We start from the raw sequence: 17,765 nt of genomic DNA, 5'->3' as shown, positions 1-17,765 counted from the left end.
GAGGGGATGCCATCGCCGGCAAGCCAGCTCCTACGGAAGTTCAGCCAGTTTTTTGAATTGCCTCGCCAGCTCCAACACCACCCGGCCGCTGCTTACGGTGGGCACCAAATGGGTAAACGGAATATCGATCATCCGGTTCTCCCGCACTGCCCGCAGACGCGACAACACCGGGTCACTGGTCAACAACTGGCGCTTCCTGCTGGCCGGCGACCACACCGCGTCCGCCAGCAAAATCACATCCGGGTCGCTCATCAGCAGGGTTTCACGGCTCACGGTGACGCGGTATTGGTTGATCCCGGCAAACACATTCCGCGCCCCGGCAGCCGCCACCAGCGTGGTGACGAAGCCGCGCCGGCCTTCGCTGTCCAGGCCGTTGACTTCACTGTCCAGGTAAAATACCGACAGCGGTTTTCCCGCGCCAATCAGCGCCTGGGCCCGGGCCAGGTCAGCGTCCATGGCATCGCTCAACTCACGTGCCCGCTGCTGTTTGTGCACCAGCACGCCAAGGGTGAACAGGTCGTTGCGGATATGCCCGAAGTAATCCAGTGAGTGCCCGTCGCACGCCGATTCGAGCAAGTACGACGCCACCCCGTTGCCGGCCAGGCCAGTACGGGAAGTGACGCCGGTGCCGAACGCCGTGGCAAAACCACCGACCACCAAATCCGGTTTTTGCGCATAGAGCACTTCGCTGGACGGGTACTTGGGTGCGATCACCGGTACATCGAAGTACTCGCCACGTGGGTGGGCCGCACCGTTGTCATCCAGATACGCCACGCCCACCAACGCCGGGCCAACGTCCAGCGCCAACAACAGGTCGGCAGCATGCTGGTTGAGAGCCACGATGCGCGAGGGCGCAGCGTGTTCGGCGGCCCAGGTCTGGTTGCAGTTACGATAACTGTCGGCCCACACCGGCCCGGCGCAGAGCAGGGCGCCCAACAGCAGCCAGGGGGCTTTCATGGGCGCTCCTTGATCAGCAGATCCTCGACGACCTCGCCGCCCACCAGGTGCACTTCCACCAGCCGTTGCACGTCGGCGTGGGTGTGCACGCCGTACCAGCAGGTGTCCGGGTACACCGTCACAATCGGCCCCAGGTTGCACGGGAACTGGCAGTGGGTGCGGGTCAGCAATACGCCGCCGGGTTTTTCGATGCGGTCGTGTGCCAGCAGGTGGCGGCGCAGGGTTTTCCACAGTTGCAGGGCACCACGCTGGGTACAGCGCGGGCCGGTGCACAGGAACACGTGACGGGCGTGGTCAGGCACGTGGGACCAGTCCGGGTGAGTTTCCACCGGCGTACTCATCAGAAGCGGTACGTGTAGCGGACTTCGGAGGTGAACGGCCGTCCGAGGTTGTCGACGTTGCTGGCGCGGCTGGTGACGTAGTCGCGGTCCAGCAGGTTCTCTACCAGCAGGCTGACGCGGTGCTGGTGGGCGTTGTCGAGGTAGCGATAGGCGTCGGCGTCGACCACGGTGTAGTTGCCGTACTCGACCTTTTTCGAGCTGACGATATCGCCGATGTAGCGCACGGCCGTGCCGGCGCCCCACATACGATCCACCGATTCATAGCCGACCCGCGAGCGGGCGAAGAACCCGGGGATGTCGTTGATGGTGACCCCGGCACGGGACTCGGTGAGGTTGCGGGTCATGTCGGCCTGCACGCTCCATTGCGCGTTGAGTTGCAGCGTGGCGTCGGCCTCGAAACCGCGCATCTGGATCTGGCCCTGGCCGTTGACCCACTGGATATCGTCCTGGGTGATCAGGTCGGTGATCTTGCGTTTGAACAGCGTGACACTGGCGCTGAAGTCCCGGGCAAACAGGCTGCCCTTGTAGTCGACGCCCAGCTCGGCGTTGCGGCTCTTCTCGGGCTTGAGGTTGCGATTGCCTTTTTCATCGTCTTCGTTGACGAACAGTTGCTCGGCGTTCGGCAGCTTGTAGGCGGTGCCGTATTGGCCGCGCAGGGCCCAGTTGTCGTTGAGATCATAGAGCGAAGTGAGCATGCCGACGGTGGAGCTGTCGCCGCCGCTCATGGCTTCGTGGCGTACGCCGATGCTCGGGTGCCAGTTCGGCAGGGCCTCGATGTTCGGCCGCAGTTGGGTGTACAGCGCGTGGGCCTGGGCCTTGTTGTCGTCGATGATCAATACATCGTCCTGGCCCTTGAACCACTGGTTGTCGGAGCCGAATACCAGCACGTGCTCGCCCGGCAATATGGCCTTGCCTTCGGCCTGCACGCCCCAGTCGGTGAAGCCCCAGTAGTCGTCGTGATTCTTGACCACGGTGCCGCCGCCTTCGACATTGTTGATGCGGGTGTAGCGTGTGTCCCAGTCGTTGATATGGCCTTTGACGAAGTAGCTCAGGCGCTCGTTGAGGCTTTGCTCAAAGGTCGCCGTGGCGATCTGTTGCACACGGTCGTTGGTGGTCTTGCGGTTGTCCACCGGGCGGGCGAAATCCAGGTTGGCGTCGGCGTACTGGTAAAACAGCTCCAGGCGCGTGTCATCGCCAAACGACTGGATCGCCTTGGTGCCAAAGGTGGTGACTTCGTAGGAGCGCTTTTTGTCGGTGACGTTTTTCAGGTCGCGGTTGCGAAACGGCTGGTAGCCCTCGGAGACGTTGCGGCTGACGTAGGCCAGCAAGCCGAGGTCGCCAACACCGTTGTTGAAAATCTTCTCGACCCGGGCATCACCGGTGGTGCCGCCGAAGGTGTCCGCGCCCAGGTTCACTTCGCCGGACGCCTCGCGGGTTTGCGGGCTGCGGGTGACGATATTGATCACCCCCGACACCGCCTGGGTGCCGAACAGCAGGCTCTGGCCGCCCTTGAGCACTTCGATGCGCTCGATGGCGTTGGCGGGCAGGGTGTCCAGGTACAGGCCGCCGTACAGCCGGTTGTTCAGGCGCACGCCGTCCAGCAGGATTAACGTGTCATCGTTGCGCCCGCCCAGCAGGGAGTAGGTGCCGTAGTCGAACGGGCCGTTCTTGGGCGCCACGTACAGGCCGGGAATGAACATCTGCATCACGCGCGAGACATCGGCAGCGGGGCCGGCGCGTTCAATCTGTTCGCGGGTGACGATCTCGACCTTGCTGCCGTACTGGGCCATGTCGGCCACCGTGGTGGACTCCACCGACGGCGCGGAAACGTTGAGTGGCTTGAGTTCGAGGGGGTTGTCGTCGGCCAGCAGCAGGGGGCTGAACAGGCAGCCGAACAACAGGCTGGGCACGGGAGTCTTGAAAGGTCGAATCATAGTCTTCTCGGAAAAGTATCTTTCGCGAAAAGCACGCACGAGTAGGCACCGAGCACACGCCAATACCGGCCCATGCCCGCCCACCGCAGGATTTTGCCAAACAGAATTCCAGGCCGGTCTCCGGGCTCACGCGTATGGACACCTTCACCTTCCCATGGCGCGCGGGCCACAGTGGTGTGTCGAAGGGATCACGCGTCTACCGTTGCGGGGGCAGCACCGGACTGGCTCGGAAAGAGCGGCACCGGTTTCCCGTTTCACCCCATGCACGGCGGCATGAGGCACCTGAAACAGGCCGGCATCTGAACATTCGGAAGACCGTTCGTCAACTTGGCGGGGGGCTTTTCCAGTGGCGGAGTGGGAAGCGACTGATGGATATTGCAGGAAATTTCCCACAGGAGTACAAATGTACTCCATGACGAACTTAACGCCCCGCCGTACCGCCATCCTGACCTTTATCCGCGACCGCATCGCGCAGCAAGGCCAGTCCCCCAGCCTCGCCGAGATCGCCGAGGCGTTCGGCTTTGCCTCCCGCAGTGTGGCACGCAAGCATGTGGTGGCGCTGACCGAGGGTGGCTTTATCGAGGTTAACCCGAACCAGGCCCGGGGCATTCGCCTGCTCAATCAGCCGGCGCGGCCTGAGCTGCTGGACATCCCGGTGCTCGGCCGGGTGGCCGCCGGCTTGCCCATCGGCGCCGATGCCGAGGTTCACAACCGCCTGCTGCTCGACCCGGCCCTGTTCGCGAAAACCCCGGATTACCTGCTGCGGGTGCAGGGCGATTCGATGATCGAAGACGGCATCCTCGATGGCGACCTGGTGGGCGTGCGCCGCAGTGCCGAGGCCTTGAACGGGCAGATCGTGGTGGCGCGCCTGGACGGTGAAGTCACCATCAAGCGTTTTGAACACGTGGGCGAGCGCGTGCGCCTGCTGCCGCGCAACCCCGCCTATCAACCCATCGTGGTGCGGGCCGATCAGGACCTGGCCATCGAAGGGGTGTTTTGCGGTTTGGTGAGGCAAGGCTGATGGGCGCCGTCGTTGCACTGGACTCGCTGTTCAATGGCGGTCGGGTCTGGAAAGGCCGGCCCGCGGCGCCGCCTGCCAGCGTGCATCCCACCGGGCTTGCGGCCCTGGATGCGGTGCTGCCCAGCGGTGGCTGGCCGGAAGCGGCGTTGAGCGAAATCCTGATGGCGAAGGAGGGCGTGGGTGAGTTGCAACTGGTGTGGCCGACCCTGGCGCGCTTGTCGGCGGCTGGCGAGCGCATCGTGCTGGTGGCGCCGCCTTACACGCCGTACCCCCACGCCTGGCAAAACGCCGGGGTGGATGTGCGCCAGCTTTCGGTGATCCAGGCCGATGAGCGCGACGCCTTGTGGGCAGTGGAGCAATGCCTGCGTTCCGGCAGTTGTGGCGCGGTGCTGTGCTGGCCGCGCAAGGCCGATGACCGGGCCTTGCGCCGCTTGCAGGTGGCGGCGGAAACCGGCCAGACCCTGGCCTTCGCCTGGCGCTCCTTGAACGAGGCCATCAACCCGTCACCGGCCGCCTTGCGCTTGGCGGTGGAGGCCAGCCCGGCGCAGGTGCGGGTGCTCAAGTGCCGGGGCGGCCTGGCCCATCCCGCGCCCATTGCGCTTGGGCACTGAGGTTGGCATGCGCTGGGTGTGTATTGTCTTCCCGCAATTGGCGCTGGACGGGGTGCTGCGTTCGCGCCCCGAGCCGGATCAGCCGTTGGCCCTGCTGGCCGGCACGCCGCAGCGGCGGGTGCTGCAAACCGTCAATGACGCCGCACGCAAACTCGGCCTGCGCCCCGGCCAATCCCTGACGGCAGCCCATGCCTTGACCAAGGCGTTTGCCTGCGCCGAATACGACCCGGCGCAGATCGAATACTGGCAGCAGTTTCTGGCCGCCTGGGCCTACCGTTTCAGTTCCCAGGTCAGCGTGTATTACCCACGGGCGTTGCTGTTCGAGATCGAATCGAGCCTGGGCCTGTTCGGTCCGTGGCCGCAGCTTGAGGCACGCTTGCGCAAGGAACTGACCGAACTGGGGTTTCGTCACCGCATCGTCGCCGCACCGAACCCGGCGGCGGCGCGGATATTGGCGAATGCCTACGACGGCCTGGCCGTGGCCGATGCCCCATGCCTGCAACACGCCCTGGCACCCATCCCCATCGACCGCGCCGGCCTCGAGCCGCACGCAGCCACCGCGTTATCACGCATGGGCTTGCGCACCCTGGCCCAGGTGCAGGCGTTGCCCCGGCATACCCTGGCCCGACGCTTTGACGCGGCGCTGCTCAAGCACCTCGATGCACTGAGCGGGCAACGGCCCCTGGCCCTGGCGTTCTACCAGCCGCCGGACCGCTTCGATGTGCGCATCGAGCTGAATTTTGATGTGTCGTCCCACCAGGCCTTGCTGTTTCCGTTGCGCCGATTGACCGGCGACCTGTCGGCGTTTTTGTGTGGCCGCGACAGTGGCGTGCAGCGCTTTGACCTGCACCTGGAACACGCCGCAGAACCCGACACCCTCATCAAGGTTGGCCTGCTCAGCGCCGAGCGCGACGCGGCGATGCTGTTCGAACTGGCCCGTGGTCGCCTGGAGCAGGTGCAAGTCACCTCGCCGGTGCGTGGCTTTCGCCTGGTGGCCCAGGACCTGCCGGTGTTTGTGCCCCAGCGCCAGGACCTGTTCGACGAGCGCCCGCAACAAACCCTGCCGTGGGAACAACTGCGCGAACGCCTGCGGGCGCGGCTGGGGGACGAAGCGGTGCAAGGCCTGCGCTTTCACGCCGATCACCGCCCCGAATGTGCCTGGCAACCCGGTGCTGACCTGCGCCCGTGTGTGCCCTCAAACACTGTGCAGCGCCCCGGCTGGTTGCTGCCTGAACCGACGCCCCTGGCCGAGCAGGGCCTGCAAATTTTGATGGGCCCGGAGCGCATCGAATCCGGCTGGTGGGATGGCGCCGATGTGCGCCGCGATTACTACCTGGTGCGTACCCGCGCCGGTCAGCAGGGTTGGGCCTATCGCACCGTGGGCGAAAGCGGCGCGCTGTGGCTGCAAGGCTGGTTTGCATGAAGTACGCGGAGCTGCATTGCCTGTCCAACTTCAGTTTCCAGCGTGGCGCCTCCAGCGCCCGGGAACTGTTTGAGCGGGCCAAACAGCAAGGCTACGAGGCGCTGGCGATCACCGATGAATGCACCTTGTCGGGCATCGTCCGCGCCTGGCAGGCGGCCAAGGCGGTCGAGTTGCCGCTGATTATCGGCAGCGAGATGCGCCTCGAAAACGGCCCCAAGCTGGTGCTGCTGGTGGAGAACCTGGAGGGCTACCAGCACCTGTGCCGGCTGATCACCATCGCCCGCCGCCGTGCGGAAAAAGGTCACTACCGGCTGCTGCCGGAAGACTTCACCTGCGTGCAAGGCCTGTTGGCGTTATGGATGGCCGAAGACACCGACACCCAGGCCCATATCCAATGGCTGCGCAGCACCTTCACCGACCGCCTGTGGCTGGCCGTGGAGTTGCACTGCGGCCAGAACGATGCCCGCCACCTTGAGCAACGCCTGAACCTGGCCGCCAGCCTGCACTTGCCGGCGGTGGCCTGCGGCGATGTGCACATGCATGTGCGTGGCCGCCGTGCGCTGCAAGACACCATGACCGCGATCCGTCATCACGTCCCGGTGGCCGAGGCCGGCACGCGCCTGCACCCCAATGGCGAGCGGCACTTGCGCAGCCTCGACGCCCTGGCCGCGCTGTACCCGGCGCACCTGCTGGAAGAGTCCCTGAACATCGCCCGTCGCTGCACTTTCGACCTCGGCCAACTGCGCTATCAATACCCGCGTGAACTGGTGCCCGCAGGGCAAACCCCGGAAACCTGGCTGCGCACCCTGACCGAAGAGGGCATTGCCCAGCGCTGGCCCGACGGTGTCGACGCCAAGACCCTTGGGCAGATCAACGATGAGCTGAAGTTGATCACCGAGCTGGGCTACGAAAGCTACTTCCTCACCGTGCACGACATTGTGCGCTTCGCCCGCAGCCGTTCGATCCTGTGCCAGGGCCGCGGCTCGGCGGCCAACTCGGCGGTGTGTTTTGCCCTGGGCATCACCGAGATCGACCCCAGCCTGATGAACATGTTGTTCGAGCGCTTCCTGTCCCGGGAGCGCAACGAGCCGCCCGACATCGACGTGGACTTCGAACACGAACGCCGCGAAGAAGTGCTGCAGTACGTGTTCCAGCGCTACGGCCGCACCCGCGCCGCGTTGACGGCGGTGGTCAGCAGCTACCACGGCGCCGGCGCGGTGCGCGATGTGGCCAAGGCCCTCGGGTTGCCTCCGGATCAGGTCAACGCCCTGGCCGACTGTTGCGGGCGCTGGAGCGATGAAGCGCCGCCCCTGGAGCGCCTGCGCGAAGGCGGCTTCGACCCCGACAGCCCGGTGTTGCGCCGGGTGCTCACACTCACTCAGCAACTGATCGGCTTCCCCCGGCACCTGTCCCAGCACCCCGGCGGTTTCGTGATTTCCGAACACCCGCTGGACACCCTGGTGCCGGTGGAAAATGCCGCCATGGCCGAGCGCACCATCATCCAGTGGGACAAGGACGACCTCGACGCGGTGGGCCTGCTCAAGGTGGATATTCTTGCGCTGGGCATGCTCAGCGCGATTCGCCGCTGCTTCGACCTGTTGCGCCGCCATCGCAATCAAGACCTGAGCCTGGCCTCGGTGCCCAAGGAAGACGCGGCGACCTACGCGATGATCAGCAAGGCCGACACCATCGGCGTGTTCCAGATTGAATCGCGGGCGCAGATGTCGATGTTGCCGCGTTTGCGACCGGAAAAATTCTACGACCTGGTGATCGAGGTCGCTATCGTGCGACCGGGCCCGATCCAGGGCGGCATGGTGCACCCGTACCTGCGGCGGCGGAACAAGGAAGAACCCGAAACCTACCCATCGCCGGAACTGGAAAGCGTGCTCAAGCGCACCCTGGGCATCCCGCTGTTCCAGGAACAGGTCATGCAGATCGCCATGGTCGCCGCCGACTACAGCCCCGGCGAAGCCGACCAGTTGCGCCGTTCCATGGCCGCCTGGAAACGCCACGGCGGCCTCGAACCCCACCAGCAGCGCCTGCGCACCGGCATGCTGAAAAACGGTTACACCGAAGCCTTCGCCGCGCAGATTTTCGAGCAGATCAAGGGCTTTGGCAGCTACGGCTTTCCCGAATCCCACGCCGCCAGTTTCGCCTTGCTGACCTACGCCAGTTGCTGGCTCAAATGCCACGAACCGGCAGCCTTTGCCTGCGCCCTGATCAACAGCTGGCCCATGGGTTTCTACAGCCCCGACCAGATCCTGCAGGACGCCCGGCGCCATCATTTGCAGATCCGCCCGGTGGACGTGCAGGCCAGCGACTGGGATTGCAGCCTTGAACCGATCGACGGCCAGCAACCGGCCATTCGCATGGGCTTGCGGATGATCTCCGGGTTTCGCGAAGAGGATGGCCGGCGCATCGAAACGGCGCGCCAGGCCCGGGCATTTTCCGATATTGCCGACCTCGGCGAACGCGCCCTCCTGGACACCCGCGCCCAGGAGCTGCTGGCGGATGCCGGGGCCTTGCGTGGCCTGGCCGGGCATCGGCACCGGGCGCGCTGGGAGGTGGCCGGGGTGCAGAAACAACTCGGCCTGTTTGCCGGGGTGGCCAGCCTCGAAGAGGCGGTGGTGGAGCTGCCGCAACCGACGGTGGGCGAGGATTTGTATGCCGACTACGCCAGCATCGGCACCACCCTCGGTCCACATCCCCTGGCGTTGTTGCGCGATGAACTGCGGGCGCGGCGTTGTCGCAGTTCCCAAGAGTTGCTGCGGGTCGAGCATGGACGCAATGTCAGCGTCGCCGGTTTGGTCACGGGGCGGCAACGCCCGGGCACCGCCAGCGGCGTCACCTTTGTCACCCTGGAAGATGAGTTCGGCAATATCAACGTAGTGGTCTGGCGTGATTTGGCCGAACGCCAACGCCAGGCGCTGGTGGGCTCGCGGCTGCTCAAAGTGGACGGGCGCTGGGAGGCAGTGGGGGAGGTTCGGCACCTGATCGCCGGACGCTTGACCGACCTGACCCCCTTGTTGTCAGGCATCAATGTGCGCAGCCGGGATTTTCGCTGAGCCGGCCCTTGCCCGTTCATCCGCGCATGAGCACTATGCAATGAAACCAACCGCTGCTGTCAGGCTCAAAGTTTTCATTGCCGCCCACCTTTTATCTTTTTGCAGAGCCGACCGATGCAGTTTTTATCGAATACCCACGGCTGTGAAGGCTGGGCTGGGGAAATGGCCCAGAGGATTCGTGCTTTCGACTGGTCCGGCACCGACCTCGGCCCGCTGGACCACTGGCCCTGCAGCCTGGTGAGTGCCGTGCAGATGATGCTGGCCTCGCCGATGCCCATGGTGATGCTGTGGGGGCAGGCGGGTTACATGATCTACAACGACAGCTATTCGGTGTTTGCCGGTGGCCGTCACCCGTATCTGCTGGGGGTGCCGGTGGAGCTGGGCTGGCCGGAAGTCGCCGACTTCAACCGCCATGTGGTCGACACCTGCCTGGCCGGCGGCACCTTGTCCTACCGCAATCTGCCCCTGGAACTGCTGCGCGACGGCCGTCCGGAAGAAGTCTGGATGGACCTGTATTACAGCCCTGTAGCCGGCGATGACCAGCGGCCGGGCGGGGTGTTGGCGATTGTGGTGGAGACCACCGAACATATGATCTCCGAGCGCCTGCGCCAGGAACTCACCCACAACCTGGAGCAGCGCGTCGCGGCGGAAGTGCAGGCCCGCTCCACCGCCGAAGAGCAGCTGCGCCAGTCGCAGAAGCTGGAAGCCATCGGTGGCCTGACCGGCGGCGTGGCCCACGACTTCAACAACCTGCTGCAAGTGGTCGCCGGTAACCTGCACCTGCTGGCCCGGCATGAACCGGACAACCCCCAGGTACAGCGCCGGGTCAGCGCCGCGATTGCGGCGGTGGAGCGCGGGGCCAAGCTGACCTCGCAACTGCTGGCGTTTGCCCGTCGCCAGCCACTCTCGCCAGCGGTGTACAACCCGCTGCGCATCTACGAAGGCCTGGGCGAACTGCTGCAGCGGGCACTGGGAGAAACCATCCACATTGATGTGCAGCTGCCCCAGGATCCGTGGTGCATCAACGTCGACCGCAATCAACTGGAAAACGCCTTGCTCAACCTGGCGATCAACGCCCGGGACGCCATGAAAGGCGAGGGCGTGATTCGGATCACCGGCGAAAACATCATCCTCAACCCCCCGGACTGCGCCGGCAAAAGCATCAGCCCCGGCGAGTACGTGCGCCTGGCCGTCTCCGACAGTGGCGCCGGCATGTCGGCGACGATCATGGCGCGGGCCTTCGAACCGTTTTTCACCACCAAGCCGGATGGCCACGGCACCGGGCTGGGGTTGAGCATGGTGTTCGGGTTCGTGCGGCAAAGTGGCGGGCACGTCGAGGTGGAGAGCGAAGTGGGCAGCGGCACCTTGGTGCAGATGTATTTCCCGCGCAGCCTCGAAGAGCCGCAAAGCCAAGAAGCGCCCGTCGAGCTCACCCAATACAGCGGTGGCCAGGAGACCATCCTGGTGGTCGAGGACAACGAAGGCGTACGCACCGCCGCGGTGGAACTGCTGGAACAATCCGGCTACACCGTGCTGATCGCCGAAGACGGCGACAAGGCCATGAGGATGCTGCGCGCCGGCCTGCAACCGGACCTGATCTTTACCGACGTAGTGATGCCGGGGCGGGTCAAAAGCACCGACCTGGCTGAGTGGGCGCGTGAGCAAGTGCCGGCGATAGCGGTGCTGTTTACCTCCGGGCACACCCGCGACATTCTTTCCAGCAACCACCTGCTGAGCCAGGACATTCACCTGCTGAGCAAACCCTACAGCCCGGATGAGTTGGCCCAACGAGTGCGCTCGGTGCTGACCTCCGGATGATGTGACGAATGGAGATCCAGCCAGCAACACCCAACCACTGTGGGAGCCGGGCTTGCCCGCGATGGCGGAGTGTCAGGCACCCCATCCGGTAACTGGCACACCGTCATCGCGGGCAAGCCCGGCTCCCACAATTGATCTTCACTGCCTTGAGCACACCGATAAGGTTACCCATGACTTCCCAGCGCAACCCGCCCCCCGACACGTCACTCTCCAACCAACGCCCAGGCTTCGTCCGGGTGCGGGGCGCCCGGGAACACAACCTGCGCAACGTCGACGTCGACATCCCCCGCGACGCCCTGGTGGTGTTCACCGGCGTGTCAGGCTCCGGCAAATCCTCGCTGGCATTCTCCACCGTCTACGCCGAAGCCCAGCGCCGCTACTTCGAATCCGTCGCGCCCTATGCCCGCCGCCTGATCGACCAGGTGGGCGTCCCCGACGTCGACTCCATCGAAGGCCTGCCCCCCGCGGTGGCCCTGCAACAACAGCGCGGCACGCCCAGCACGCGCTCCTCGGTGGGCAGTGTCACCACCTTGTCCAGCCTGATCCGCATGCTCTACTCCCGCGCCGGCAGCTACCCGGCGGGGCAGCCGATGCTCTACGCCGAAGACTTTTCCGCCAACCTGCCACAAGGCGCCTGCCCGCAATGCCACGGCCTTGGCCGGGTGTATGAAGTGACCGAAGCCCTGATGGTGCCCGATCCGTCCCTCACCATACGCCAGCGCGCCGTGGCGTCCTGGCCGCTGGCGTGGCAAGGCCAGAACCAGCGCGACATCCTCGTCACCCTCGGCTACGACGTCGACATCCCCTGGCGCGACCTGCCGAAAAAACAGCGCGACTGGATCCTCTTCACCGAAGAAACGCCCACCGTTCCGGTGTACGCCGGCTTCACGCCAGCCCAAACCCGCGACGCTCTCAAACGCAAACTGGAACCCAGCTACCAGGGCACTTTCACTGGCGCGCGGCGCTACATCCTGCACACCTTCACCCACTCCCAAAGCGCCCTGATGAAAAAGCGCGTCTCGCAATTCATGCAGGGCAGCCCATGCCCGTTGTGCGAAGGCAAACGCCTGAACAAGGCCGCGCTGTCAGTGAAATTTGCCGGCGTGGACATTGGTGAACTGTCGCAAATGTCCCTGCTGCAACTCGCCGAACTCCTGCGCCCGGTGGCCGAAGGGCAGGGCGACAAAAAACTCTCCGTGGAAAAACGCCTGGCCGCCCAACGCATTGCCCAGGACCTGCTGGAGCGCGTCAGCACCCTGACCGACCTTGGCCTGGGCTACCTGGCCCTGGAACGCAGCACACCGACCCTGTCCTCCGGCGAACTGCAACGCCTGCGCCTGGCCACCCAACTGGGCTCGCAACTGTTTGGCGTGATCTACGTGCTCGACGAACCCTCCGCCGGCCTGCACCCCGCTGACGGCGAAGCCCTGTTCGCCGCCCTCGACCGCTTGAAGGCTGCCGGCAACTCCCTGTTCGTGGTGGAACACGACCTGGAAACCATGCGCCGCGCCGACTGGCTGATCGACGTCGGCCCGGCTGCCGGCGAGCACGGCGGCCAGGTCCTGTACAGCGGCCCACCCGCAGGCCTCGCGCAGATCGAAGCGTCGCAAACCCGCGAATACCTGTTCGCCGAAAAACGCCCGGTCAGCCAACCCCCGCGCCAACCCACCGGCTGGCTGAGCCTGGAAGGCGTGACGCGCAACAACCTCAACGACCTGAGCGTGGACTTCCCCTTGGGCTGCTTCACCGCCGTCACCGGCATCTCCGGCTCGGGCAAATCCAGCCTCGTCAGCCAGGCACTGCTGGAACTGGTAGGCGCAGGCCTGGGCCGCGTGGTGGAAAGCGAAGACGAGCCCAGCCTCGAAGACGACGCCCCGCAAACCAGCGGCGGGCGCATCAGCGGCGGCCTGGAACACATCCGCCGTTTGGTTCAAGTGGACCAGAAGCCCATCGGCCGCACACCGCGCTCCAACCTCGCGACCTACACCGGGTTGTTCGACAACGTGCGCAAACTGTTCGCCGCTACTCCGGAGGCGAAAAAGCGGAATTACGACGCCGGGCAATTCTCCTTCAACGTCGCCAAAGGGCGCTGCCCGAACTGCGAAGGCGAGGGGTTTGTCAGCGTTGAATTGCTGTTCATGCCCAGCGTGTACGCGCCATGCCCGACGTGCCACGGCGCGCGGTACAACCCGCAAACCCTGGCAATCAAGTGGCAAGGGCTGACCATCGCCCAAGTGCTGGGGCTGACCGTTGAACAGGCGGTCGAGGTATTTGCCGAGCAACCGGGCGTGCTGCGCTCACTCCAAGTACTGCGGGATATTGGCTTGGGCTATTTGCGCCTTGGCCAGCCGGCTACGGAGCTGTCGGGCGGGGAAGCGCAGCGCATCAAGCTGGCGACCGAGTTGCAACGCAATGCCCGGGGCGCGACGTTGTATGTGCTGGATGAGCCGACGACCGGGCTGCATCCGCGGGATGTGGACCGGTTGTTGAGCCAACTGAATCACCTGGTGGAGGCGGGGCACACGGTGATTGTGGTGGAGCATGAAATGCGCGTGGTGGCGCAGAGTGATTGGGTGATTGATATCGGGCCGGGGGCCGGGGATCGCGGCGGGAAGGTGGTGGTGAGTGGCACCCCGCAGACAGTTGCGAAGAGCAAGAGCAGCCGGACTGCGCCGTTTTTGGGGCGGGAGTTGGGATGACATTTGGAGTTGTGCGGTGGGTGGAGGGAGTCTTCACGGTTGGCTATCGGCCAAAACCGACCTCTCAAACAGGTTCATGAGGGCAATCGACGAGCGCTTGCATTACGTGGCCGAGTTGCACCAATTTCTCTATGGCGAATGGAACAGTCGTTCCACTGATCGAGAGAGGGGTAAAGGCGAGTATCCGAATGGCGAGCGCTCCCGGCTGATTACTCTCAGAGAAGCTAAGGCGGTACCACGAAAATATTGACGGTTTCCATGTAACAGTCGCCCGGTTAGAAGGCGCAGCAAAGAAAGCTGAAACCCTAGCAATGTGTTCTCGCTTAATCTTGAGAAAGTAATTGCCGGCAGTTCCTTGTTCAAAAGTCAGATAGAGATCCTCTCCCTTTGTCTGGAGGTAGAGATAAATCGAACGCCACTTACCTTCGTGGCAGGCGCTGAACACCGCTGGTGTCCCTAACATTTTGCATTCCTTCATCAAGACGGTCTGATGAGGTTTAGCTCATGCTTGGCGAGTCTGCATTTGGAGGCTATTTCTGACCGATTGCTGCCTTTCGCGAAGAGCAGCTTAGGGTCGATTTCGGTCAGTTGTGACAGGCAGAAATCGGCCACTAGTGGTCAATCGAATGTGTCTACGAAACCCGATGCAAATGACTGCTCAGTCGGTATGCGCCTGGTGTTACTCCCTGCCAGTCCTTGAATGCCCGAATGAAGGAGTTGACGTCCTGGAATCCTAGCAAGAATGCGATCTCTCCCTGCGCGATAGAGGGCTTACGAAGGTAGTGCACAGCCAGTTGCTGGCGAGTGGCGATAAGGATGTCTTTGAAAGATGTCGACTCTTCGCTCAATTGCCGCTGCAAAGTGCGCTTGCTGACGGCCAAGTGCTTCGCGACATCGTTGACAGTGTATTGCCCAGAGGGAAGTCCCTCCAACAACACAGCCTTGACGCGATCACTAATGGTCGCGGTTGAATCCAGAGTCGTTAGGCGTTCACGCAAACCAACTTCGAAGAACTTCCACATGGAATCGTTGGCGGTCAAGAATTGACGGACACCATCTTCTTTCGAGAATGTGAGACGGATGGTCTTCCCCGCTTTTGGCATAACGCCGAAAAAGTCCTCATAGCTCTGGATGTGATCAGGAAGTTCCGGAAGCGTAATCTCCCTAGGCACCACGCGGTGACGCGTGGCGATCCTTACCAGTTGGGTCGCGTAAACGATCTCGGCAGCCGCCATGCTGTGCGGGATGGGACCAGCGTCCGAGTAGCATTCCAATGTCACCGAGGTTTGGTTGGCGCCCACCTCAGCCACCAGCCCCATGGGACCGATCAGCTTCTTGAAGACAGACAAACGCTGAAAGGCGACGTTGAGATTAGGGCTGCACAAGCAAGCAAAGATCGCGGGATCAAAGGCCTCAACAGAGATTGCTTGACCCAATTTGAGCGGCAAGGCCATGTCATCCCCTCCAACCTGCTCGATTGCTTGCCATAATTCGAAGAATTGCGCAGCCGTGATGGTCGCCTCTTGGCGAGAGAACAGGTCTGCCGGAAGGTTCGCATGGCGCAAAACGCGAGCAGAATCTACGCCCATATCTGCAAGCAACAACCGCCAGCCCGATTGAACCACGAAGTTCGTACCTTGTTTCATCAACGCTCCATTTCCCGCCGCCTCATGCCTTAGCGCTTTGGAATTAACCCGTTGTCGATCATTTGCTGGAACATATCCCGAATTGAGGCATCGAGGGGGCGATAAACCATGCCGAGCTCCCGAACGCTCTTGCCGTTGTCGGCACGCCACGGGAGGCCAACATTTCGCGACACGAACTTGCGAGTGGTGCTCTTGTCCGCAATCGGGGCGACCAGCCACACCAGCCACTTAGGCAGAATACGCCGCGGCACCGGGTAAGCGTCGAACTTCGGCAAAAGCGCCTTGGCGATTTCCGGCAGAGAAGTGTTGTGTCCGGAAATGATATTGCGCCCTTGGGCCTTGGGCAAATAGGCGGCTCGCAGGTGGGCTTCCGCTAAATCCCGAACATCGACGGCACCCACTCCGAAATCCGGGACGCCGTCCTTCATGCGGCCATCCCCCATCTGCCGGACTATCTGGAAGCTTTCCGAGGTGGCGTGGGGACTGATGCCCGGACCGATGACGAAGCTCGGGTTGAGCACAACCAAACTCCAACGGGATTGTTTTTTGGCGATGTACCATGCCTCGCGCTCAGCGACGGTTTTGGAATAGGAATATGGCGAGTGGTTCAGGGATGAACTGCTATTCCACTCTTCCTCCGTGAAGATGCCGCGCTGTGTTTGTTCCAAGTCGGCATTGTCTCCGTAGATAGCCGCGCAACTACTGGTCAGGACGACACGCGCTACAGACTCCGTCCGGTTGGCCGTTTCGAGGACGTTGCAGGTGCCCAGTAGGGCCGGATCAATCAGTTCCTTTTGGGGGTCTCGGATATTCAGCGTGAAGGGAGAGGCCGTATGAAAGACAATGCCGCAACCCGCCATTGCCTCGGTATAGGAATCTTGATCAAGCAGGTCCGCCTTGAAATAGCGAAGAGTGCCCGACAGCTTTGCCGCCATCTCGTCAAGATGGCGGACTTTTCTTCGGTCAGCCGGATCGCGCACGGCCGCGTGAACAGTGACGCCTTCCTCCAATAGCCGCTTAACGATCCAGCCAGCAACGTAGCCAGTTGCGCCGGTGACTATCGCAGGCTTGCTCTTGTCAATTTCAAATTCTTTCATGAACAACTCCGTGCTGATCTGCTGAATGCCTAACACCAATAGAATGAAGGGCGGAGGGCACCACAGCCTAAATGGGTTAAGTAGTGACAAGCAGAAGACTATCTGAGTCAAAGTAGTCACGTAACTCGCAAGGAGTGCCATTAAATCTGCAAAGCGCGCCAAAGAATAATTCCACTGGATGTTGGCGAACTGTCCAATCAGAAGTTGTTACTGCACGCGCCGACTCCGCTCTTCCCTAGTTCATTCACCACAGCTCTAAACGATCTTCGTAGGGTTTGGAGGGCACCCGGTAGCATTGAGTCGGGCGCTTTTTGACGCGAACGCACCGGCCTATTTCAACCACCCGCCAAGCGATACAGCGCCTGAGCATGAGATGCCGCCAGCCCAGTGCGCTGCAAATTGCGGCGACTCTGCGAACCGGGAAGCGCTGTCGCGGCGACCACAAGGCTGCCGTGCTTCTTTGCCTGCTCTATCCGGTGAGATATCAGGGCTCCATGGTAGCCCAGGCCTCGTGCATTTTTTCGGGTGGCAGCCGTCCCCAGGTAGGCAACGCCATTGCTGGCCAGGTACATCAACGCACCTGCAACGACCTGCCCATCAGCTTTAAGGACGTAGATTTTCAGACGATCATTTGACATGAGCCCTGCAAACGAAGCCTGGCTCAACTGACGATGCTCTGGCTTGGTATGAAAGCCACTCGCATGAACCGCCGCGAACTCCGGAAGAGAGTCTGAAGTGGCCTCTTCGATGTCGAATGATTGGGGAGTCAACGACGCGTTCTCGATAGGGCAGGCAAGCTGCAGGTGTGTCCACCCCCTCAAACGCTCCAATCGCTGTTCTCCCGCAAACGCGTACTGCTCCAACGCCGAGGCCTTGCCGATAAGCGGCGTTACTGTCGAATACGCTGCTGATTCCTTGAGCAAGTTCAGCAGTGACTGGGGGTTGCCGGTGCTATCACCGTAAATGCGATTGAACATCGGACTGGGCGTTGCCTTCACCTGAAAGCACGGAAAAGCCCCGTTGGAAAAAACACGAGCACCAAAAGGATTTCCACTGACCCGCGACAAGCTCTCAACGCGTGAACACAAATACTCGCTTTCTGCGACCTCGATCGCATGGGCCAATTCAACATCCATGTACACAGTCTCTTTAC

Annotated in this window: 13 protein-coding genes and 1 riboswitch; of the genes, 6 read left to right on the top strand and 7 right to left on the bottom strand. The window is 62.7% G+C overall.

Annotated elements, in window-relative coordinates; genetic code table 11:
* Positions 1–30: 30 nt before the first annotated feature.
* The 3 genes from P3C29_RS17250 to P3C29_RS17240 are packed head-to-tail and all read right to left on the bottom strand — an operon-like array spanning position 31 to position 3,232.
* Positions 31–957 carry an ABC transporter substrate-binding protein gene (locus P3C29_RS17250; RefSeq protein WP_275965006.1) on the bottom strand — a complete coding sequence of 309 codons (927 nt, stop codon included), beginning with the start codon at positions 955–957 and terminating at the stop codon, positions 31–33.
* Positions 954–1,298 carry a (2Fe-2S) ferredoxin domain-containing protein gene (locus P3C29_RS17245; protein ID WP_032881958.1) on the bottom strand — a complete coding sequence of 115 codons (345 nt, stop codon included), beginning with the start codon at positions 1,296–1,298 and terminating at the stop codon, positions 954–956. Before P3C29_RS17245 ends, P3C29_RS17250 begins: the two co-directional genes overlap by 4 nt.
* Positions 1,298–3,232: a TonB-dependent receptor gene (locus P3C29_RS17240; protein ID WP_275965005.1), complete on the bottom strand. Its 1,935-nt coding sequence runs from the start codon at positions 3,230–3,232 to the stop codon at positions 1,298–1,300. The genes P3C29_RS17245 and P3C29_RS17240 overlap by 1 nt, the downstream gene beginning before the upstream one ends.
* 93 nt (positions 3,233–3,325) lie before the next feature.
* Positions 3,326–3,533, bottom strand: a riboswitch (cobalamin riboswitch).
* A gap of 102 nt (positions 3,534–3,635) precedes the next feature.
* Here P3C29_RS17240 and lexA point away from each other — a divergent pair.
* The 6 genes from lexA (at position 3,636) to uvrA (ending at position 13,869) form a co-directional block, all read left to right on the top strand.
* Positions 3,636–4,253 carry a transcriptional repressor LexA gene (gene lexA / locus P3C29_RS17235; protein WP_275965004.1) on the top strand — a complete coding sequence of 206 codons (618 nt, stop codon included), beginning with the start codon at positions 3,636–3,638 and terminating at the stop codon, positions 4,251–4,253.
* The gene (gene imuA / locus P3C29_RS17230) at positions 4,253–4,864 is read left to right on the top strand and encodes a translesion DNA synthesis-associated protein ImuA (protein WP_017475309.1); all 612 of its coding nucleotides are present in this window, start codon (positions 4,253–4,255) and stop codon (positions 4,862–4,864) included. The genes lexA and imuA overlap by 1 nt, the downstream gene beginning before the upstream one ends.
* A gap of 7 nt (positions 4,865–4,871) precedes the next feature.
* On the top strand, positions 4,872–6,287 hold the full coding sequence (locus P3C29_RS17225) for a DNA polymerase Y family protein (RefSeq protein ID WP_275965003.1): 1,416 nt from the start codon (positions 4,872–4,874) through the stop codon (positions 6,285–6,287).
* Entirely contained in the window at positions 6,284–9,352 is a 3,069-nt protein-coding gene (locus P3C29_RS17220) for an error-prone DNA polymerase (protein ID WP_275965002.1), read from the top strand. Before P3C29_RS17225 ends, P3C29_RS17220 begins: the two co-directional genes overlap by 4 nt.
* Positions 9,353–9,466: 114 nt before the next feature.
* A complete protein-coding gene (locus P3C29_RS17215) occupies positions 9,467–11,170 on the top strand; it encodes an ATP-binding protein (RefSeq protein ID WP_275965001.1) in 1,704 nt (567 codons plus the stop codon).
* Positions 11,171–11,340: 170 nt separating this feature from the next.
* Positions 11,341–13,869, top strand: coding sequence for an excinuclease ABC subunit UvrA (uvrA, locus tag P3C29_RS17210; protein ID WP_275965000.1), 2,529 nt, complete (start codon positions 11,341–11,343; stop codon positions 13,867–13,869).
* Between the two features lie 64 nt (positions 13,870–13,933).
* Here uvrA and P3C29_RS17205 read toward each other — a convergent pair whose 3' ends face one another.
* The 4 genes from P3C29_RS17205 to P3C29_RS17190 form a co-directional block, all read right to left on the bottom strand.
* Complete coding sequence (locus P3C29_RS17205; protein ID WP_201124614.1) at positions 13,934–14,332, bottom strand: hypothetical protein; 399 nt, start codon at positions 14,330–14,332, stop codon at positions 13,934–13,936.
* A gap of 169 nt (positions 14,333–14,501) precedes the next feature.
* On the bottom strand, positions 14,502–15,515 hold the full coding sequence (locus tag P3C29_RS17200; RefSeq protein WP_010172174.1) for an AraC family transcriptional regulator: 1,014 nt from the start codon (positions 15,513–15,515) through the stop codon (positions 14,502–14,504).
* A gap of 29 nt (positions 15,516–15,544) precedes the next feature.
* Entirely contained in the window at positions 15,545–16,612 is a 1,068-nt protein-coding gene (locus tag P3C29_RS17195) for an NAD-dependent epimerase/dehydratase family protein (protein ID WP_275964999.1), read from the bottom strand.
* 335 nt (positions 16,613–16,947) lie between these two features.
* Entirely contained in the window at positions 16,948–17,748 is an 801-nt protein-coding gene (locus P3C29_RS17190; protein ID WP_275964998.1) for a GNAT family N-acetyltransferase, read from the bottom strand.
* Positions 17,749–17,765 lie beyond the last annotated feature (17 nt).

The organism is Pseudomonas sp. 1912-s, assembly GCF_029269205.1.
Taxonomy (GTDB): domain Bacteria; phylum Pseudomonadota; class Gammaproteobacteria; order Pseudomonadales; family Pseudomonadaceae; genus Aquipseudomonas.
The sequence above is the reverse complement of the archived record's forward strand: the minus strand, read 5'-3'. Positions and strand labels throughout refer to the sequence as shown.

Bases quoted from the DNA above. Each gene is read 5' to 3' on its own strand.
- imuA (WP_017475309.1), top strand. From the start codon at position 4,253: ATGGGCGCCGTCGTTGCACTGGACTCGCTGTTCAATGGCGGTCGGGTC.
- P3C29_RS17220 (WP_275965002.1), top strand. From the start codon at position 6,284: ATGAAGTACGCGGAGCTGCATTGCCTGTCCAACTTCAGTTTCCAGCGT.
- P3C29_RS17205 (WP_201124614.1), bottom strand. From the start codon at position 14,332: ATGTTAGGGACACCAGCGGTGTTCAGCGCCTGCCACGAAGGTAAGTGG.
- P3C29_RS17245 (WP_032881958.1), bottom strand. From the start codon at position 1,298: ATGAGTACGCCGGTGGAAACTCACCCGGACTGGTCCCACGTGCCTGAC.
- uvrA (WP_275965000.1), top strand. From the start codon at position 11,341: ATGACTTCCCAGCGCAACCCGCCCCCCGACACGTCACTCTCCAACCAA.
- P3C29_RS17190 (WP_275964998.1), bottom strand. From the start codon at position 17,748: ATGGATGTTGAATTGGCCCATGCGATCGAGGTCGCAGAAAGCGAGTAT.
- P3C29_RS17240 (WP_275965005.1), bottom strand. From the start codon at position 3,232: ATGATTCGACCTTTCAAGACTCCCGTGCCCAGCCTGTTGTTCGGCTGC.
- P3C29_RS17195 (WP_275964999.1), bottom strand. From the start codon at position 16,612: ATGAAAGAATTTGAAATTGACAAGAGCAAGCCTGCGATAGTCACCGGC.
- P3C29_RS17200 (WP_010172174.1), bottom strand. From the start codon at position 15,515: ATGAAACAAGGTACGAACTTCGTGGTTCAATCGGGCTGGCGGTTGTTG.
- P3C29_RS17250 (WP_275965006.1), bottom strand. From the start codon at position 957: ATGAAAGCCCCCTGGCTGCTGTTGGGCGCCCTGCTCTGCGCCGGGCCG.
- lexA (WP_275965004.1), top strand. From the start codon at position 3,636: ATGTACTCCATGACGAACTTAACGCCCCGCCGTACCGCCATCCTGACC.
- P3C29_RS17215 (WP_275965001.1), top strand. From the start codon at position 9,467: ATGCAGTTTTTATCGAATACCCACGGCTGTGAAGGCTGGGCTGGGGAA.
- P3C29_RS17225 (WP_275965003.1), top strand. From the start codon at position 4,872: ATGCGCTGGGTGTGTATTGTCTTCCCGCAATTGGCGCTGGACGGGGTG.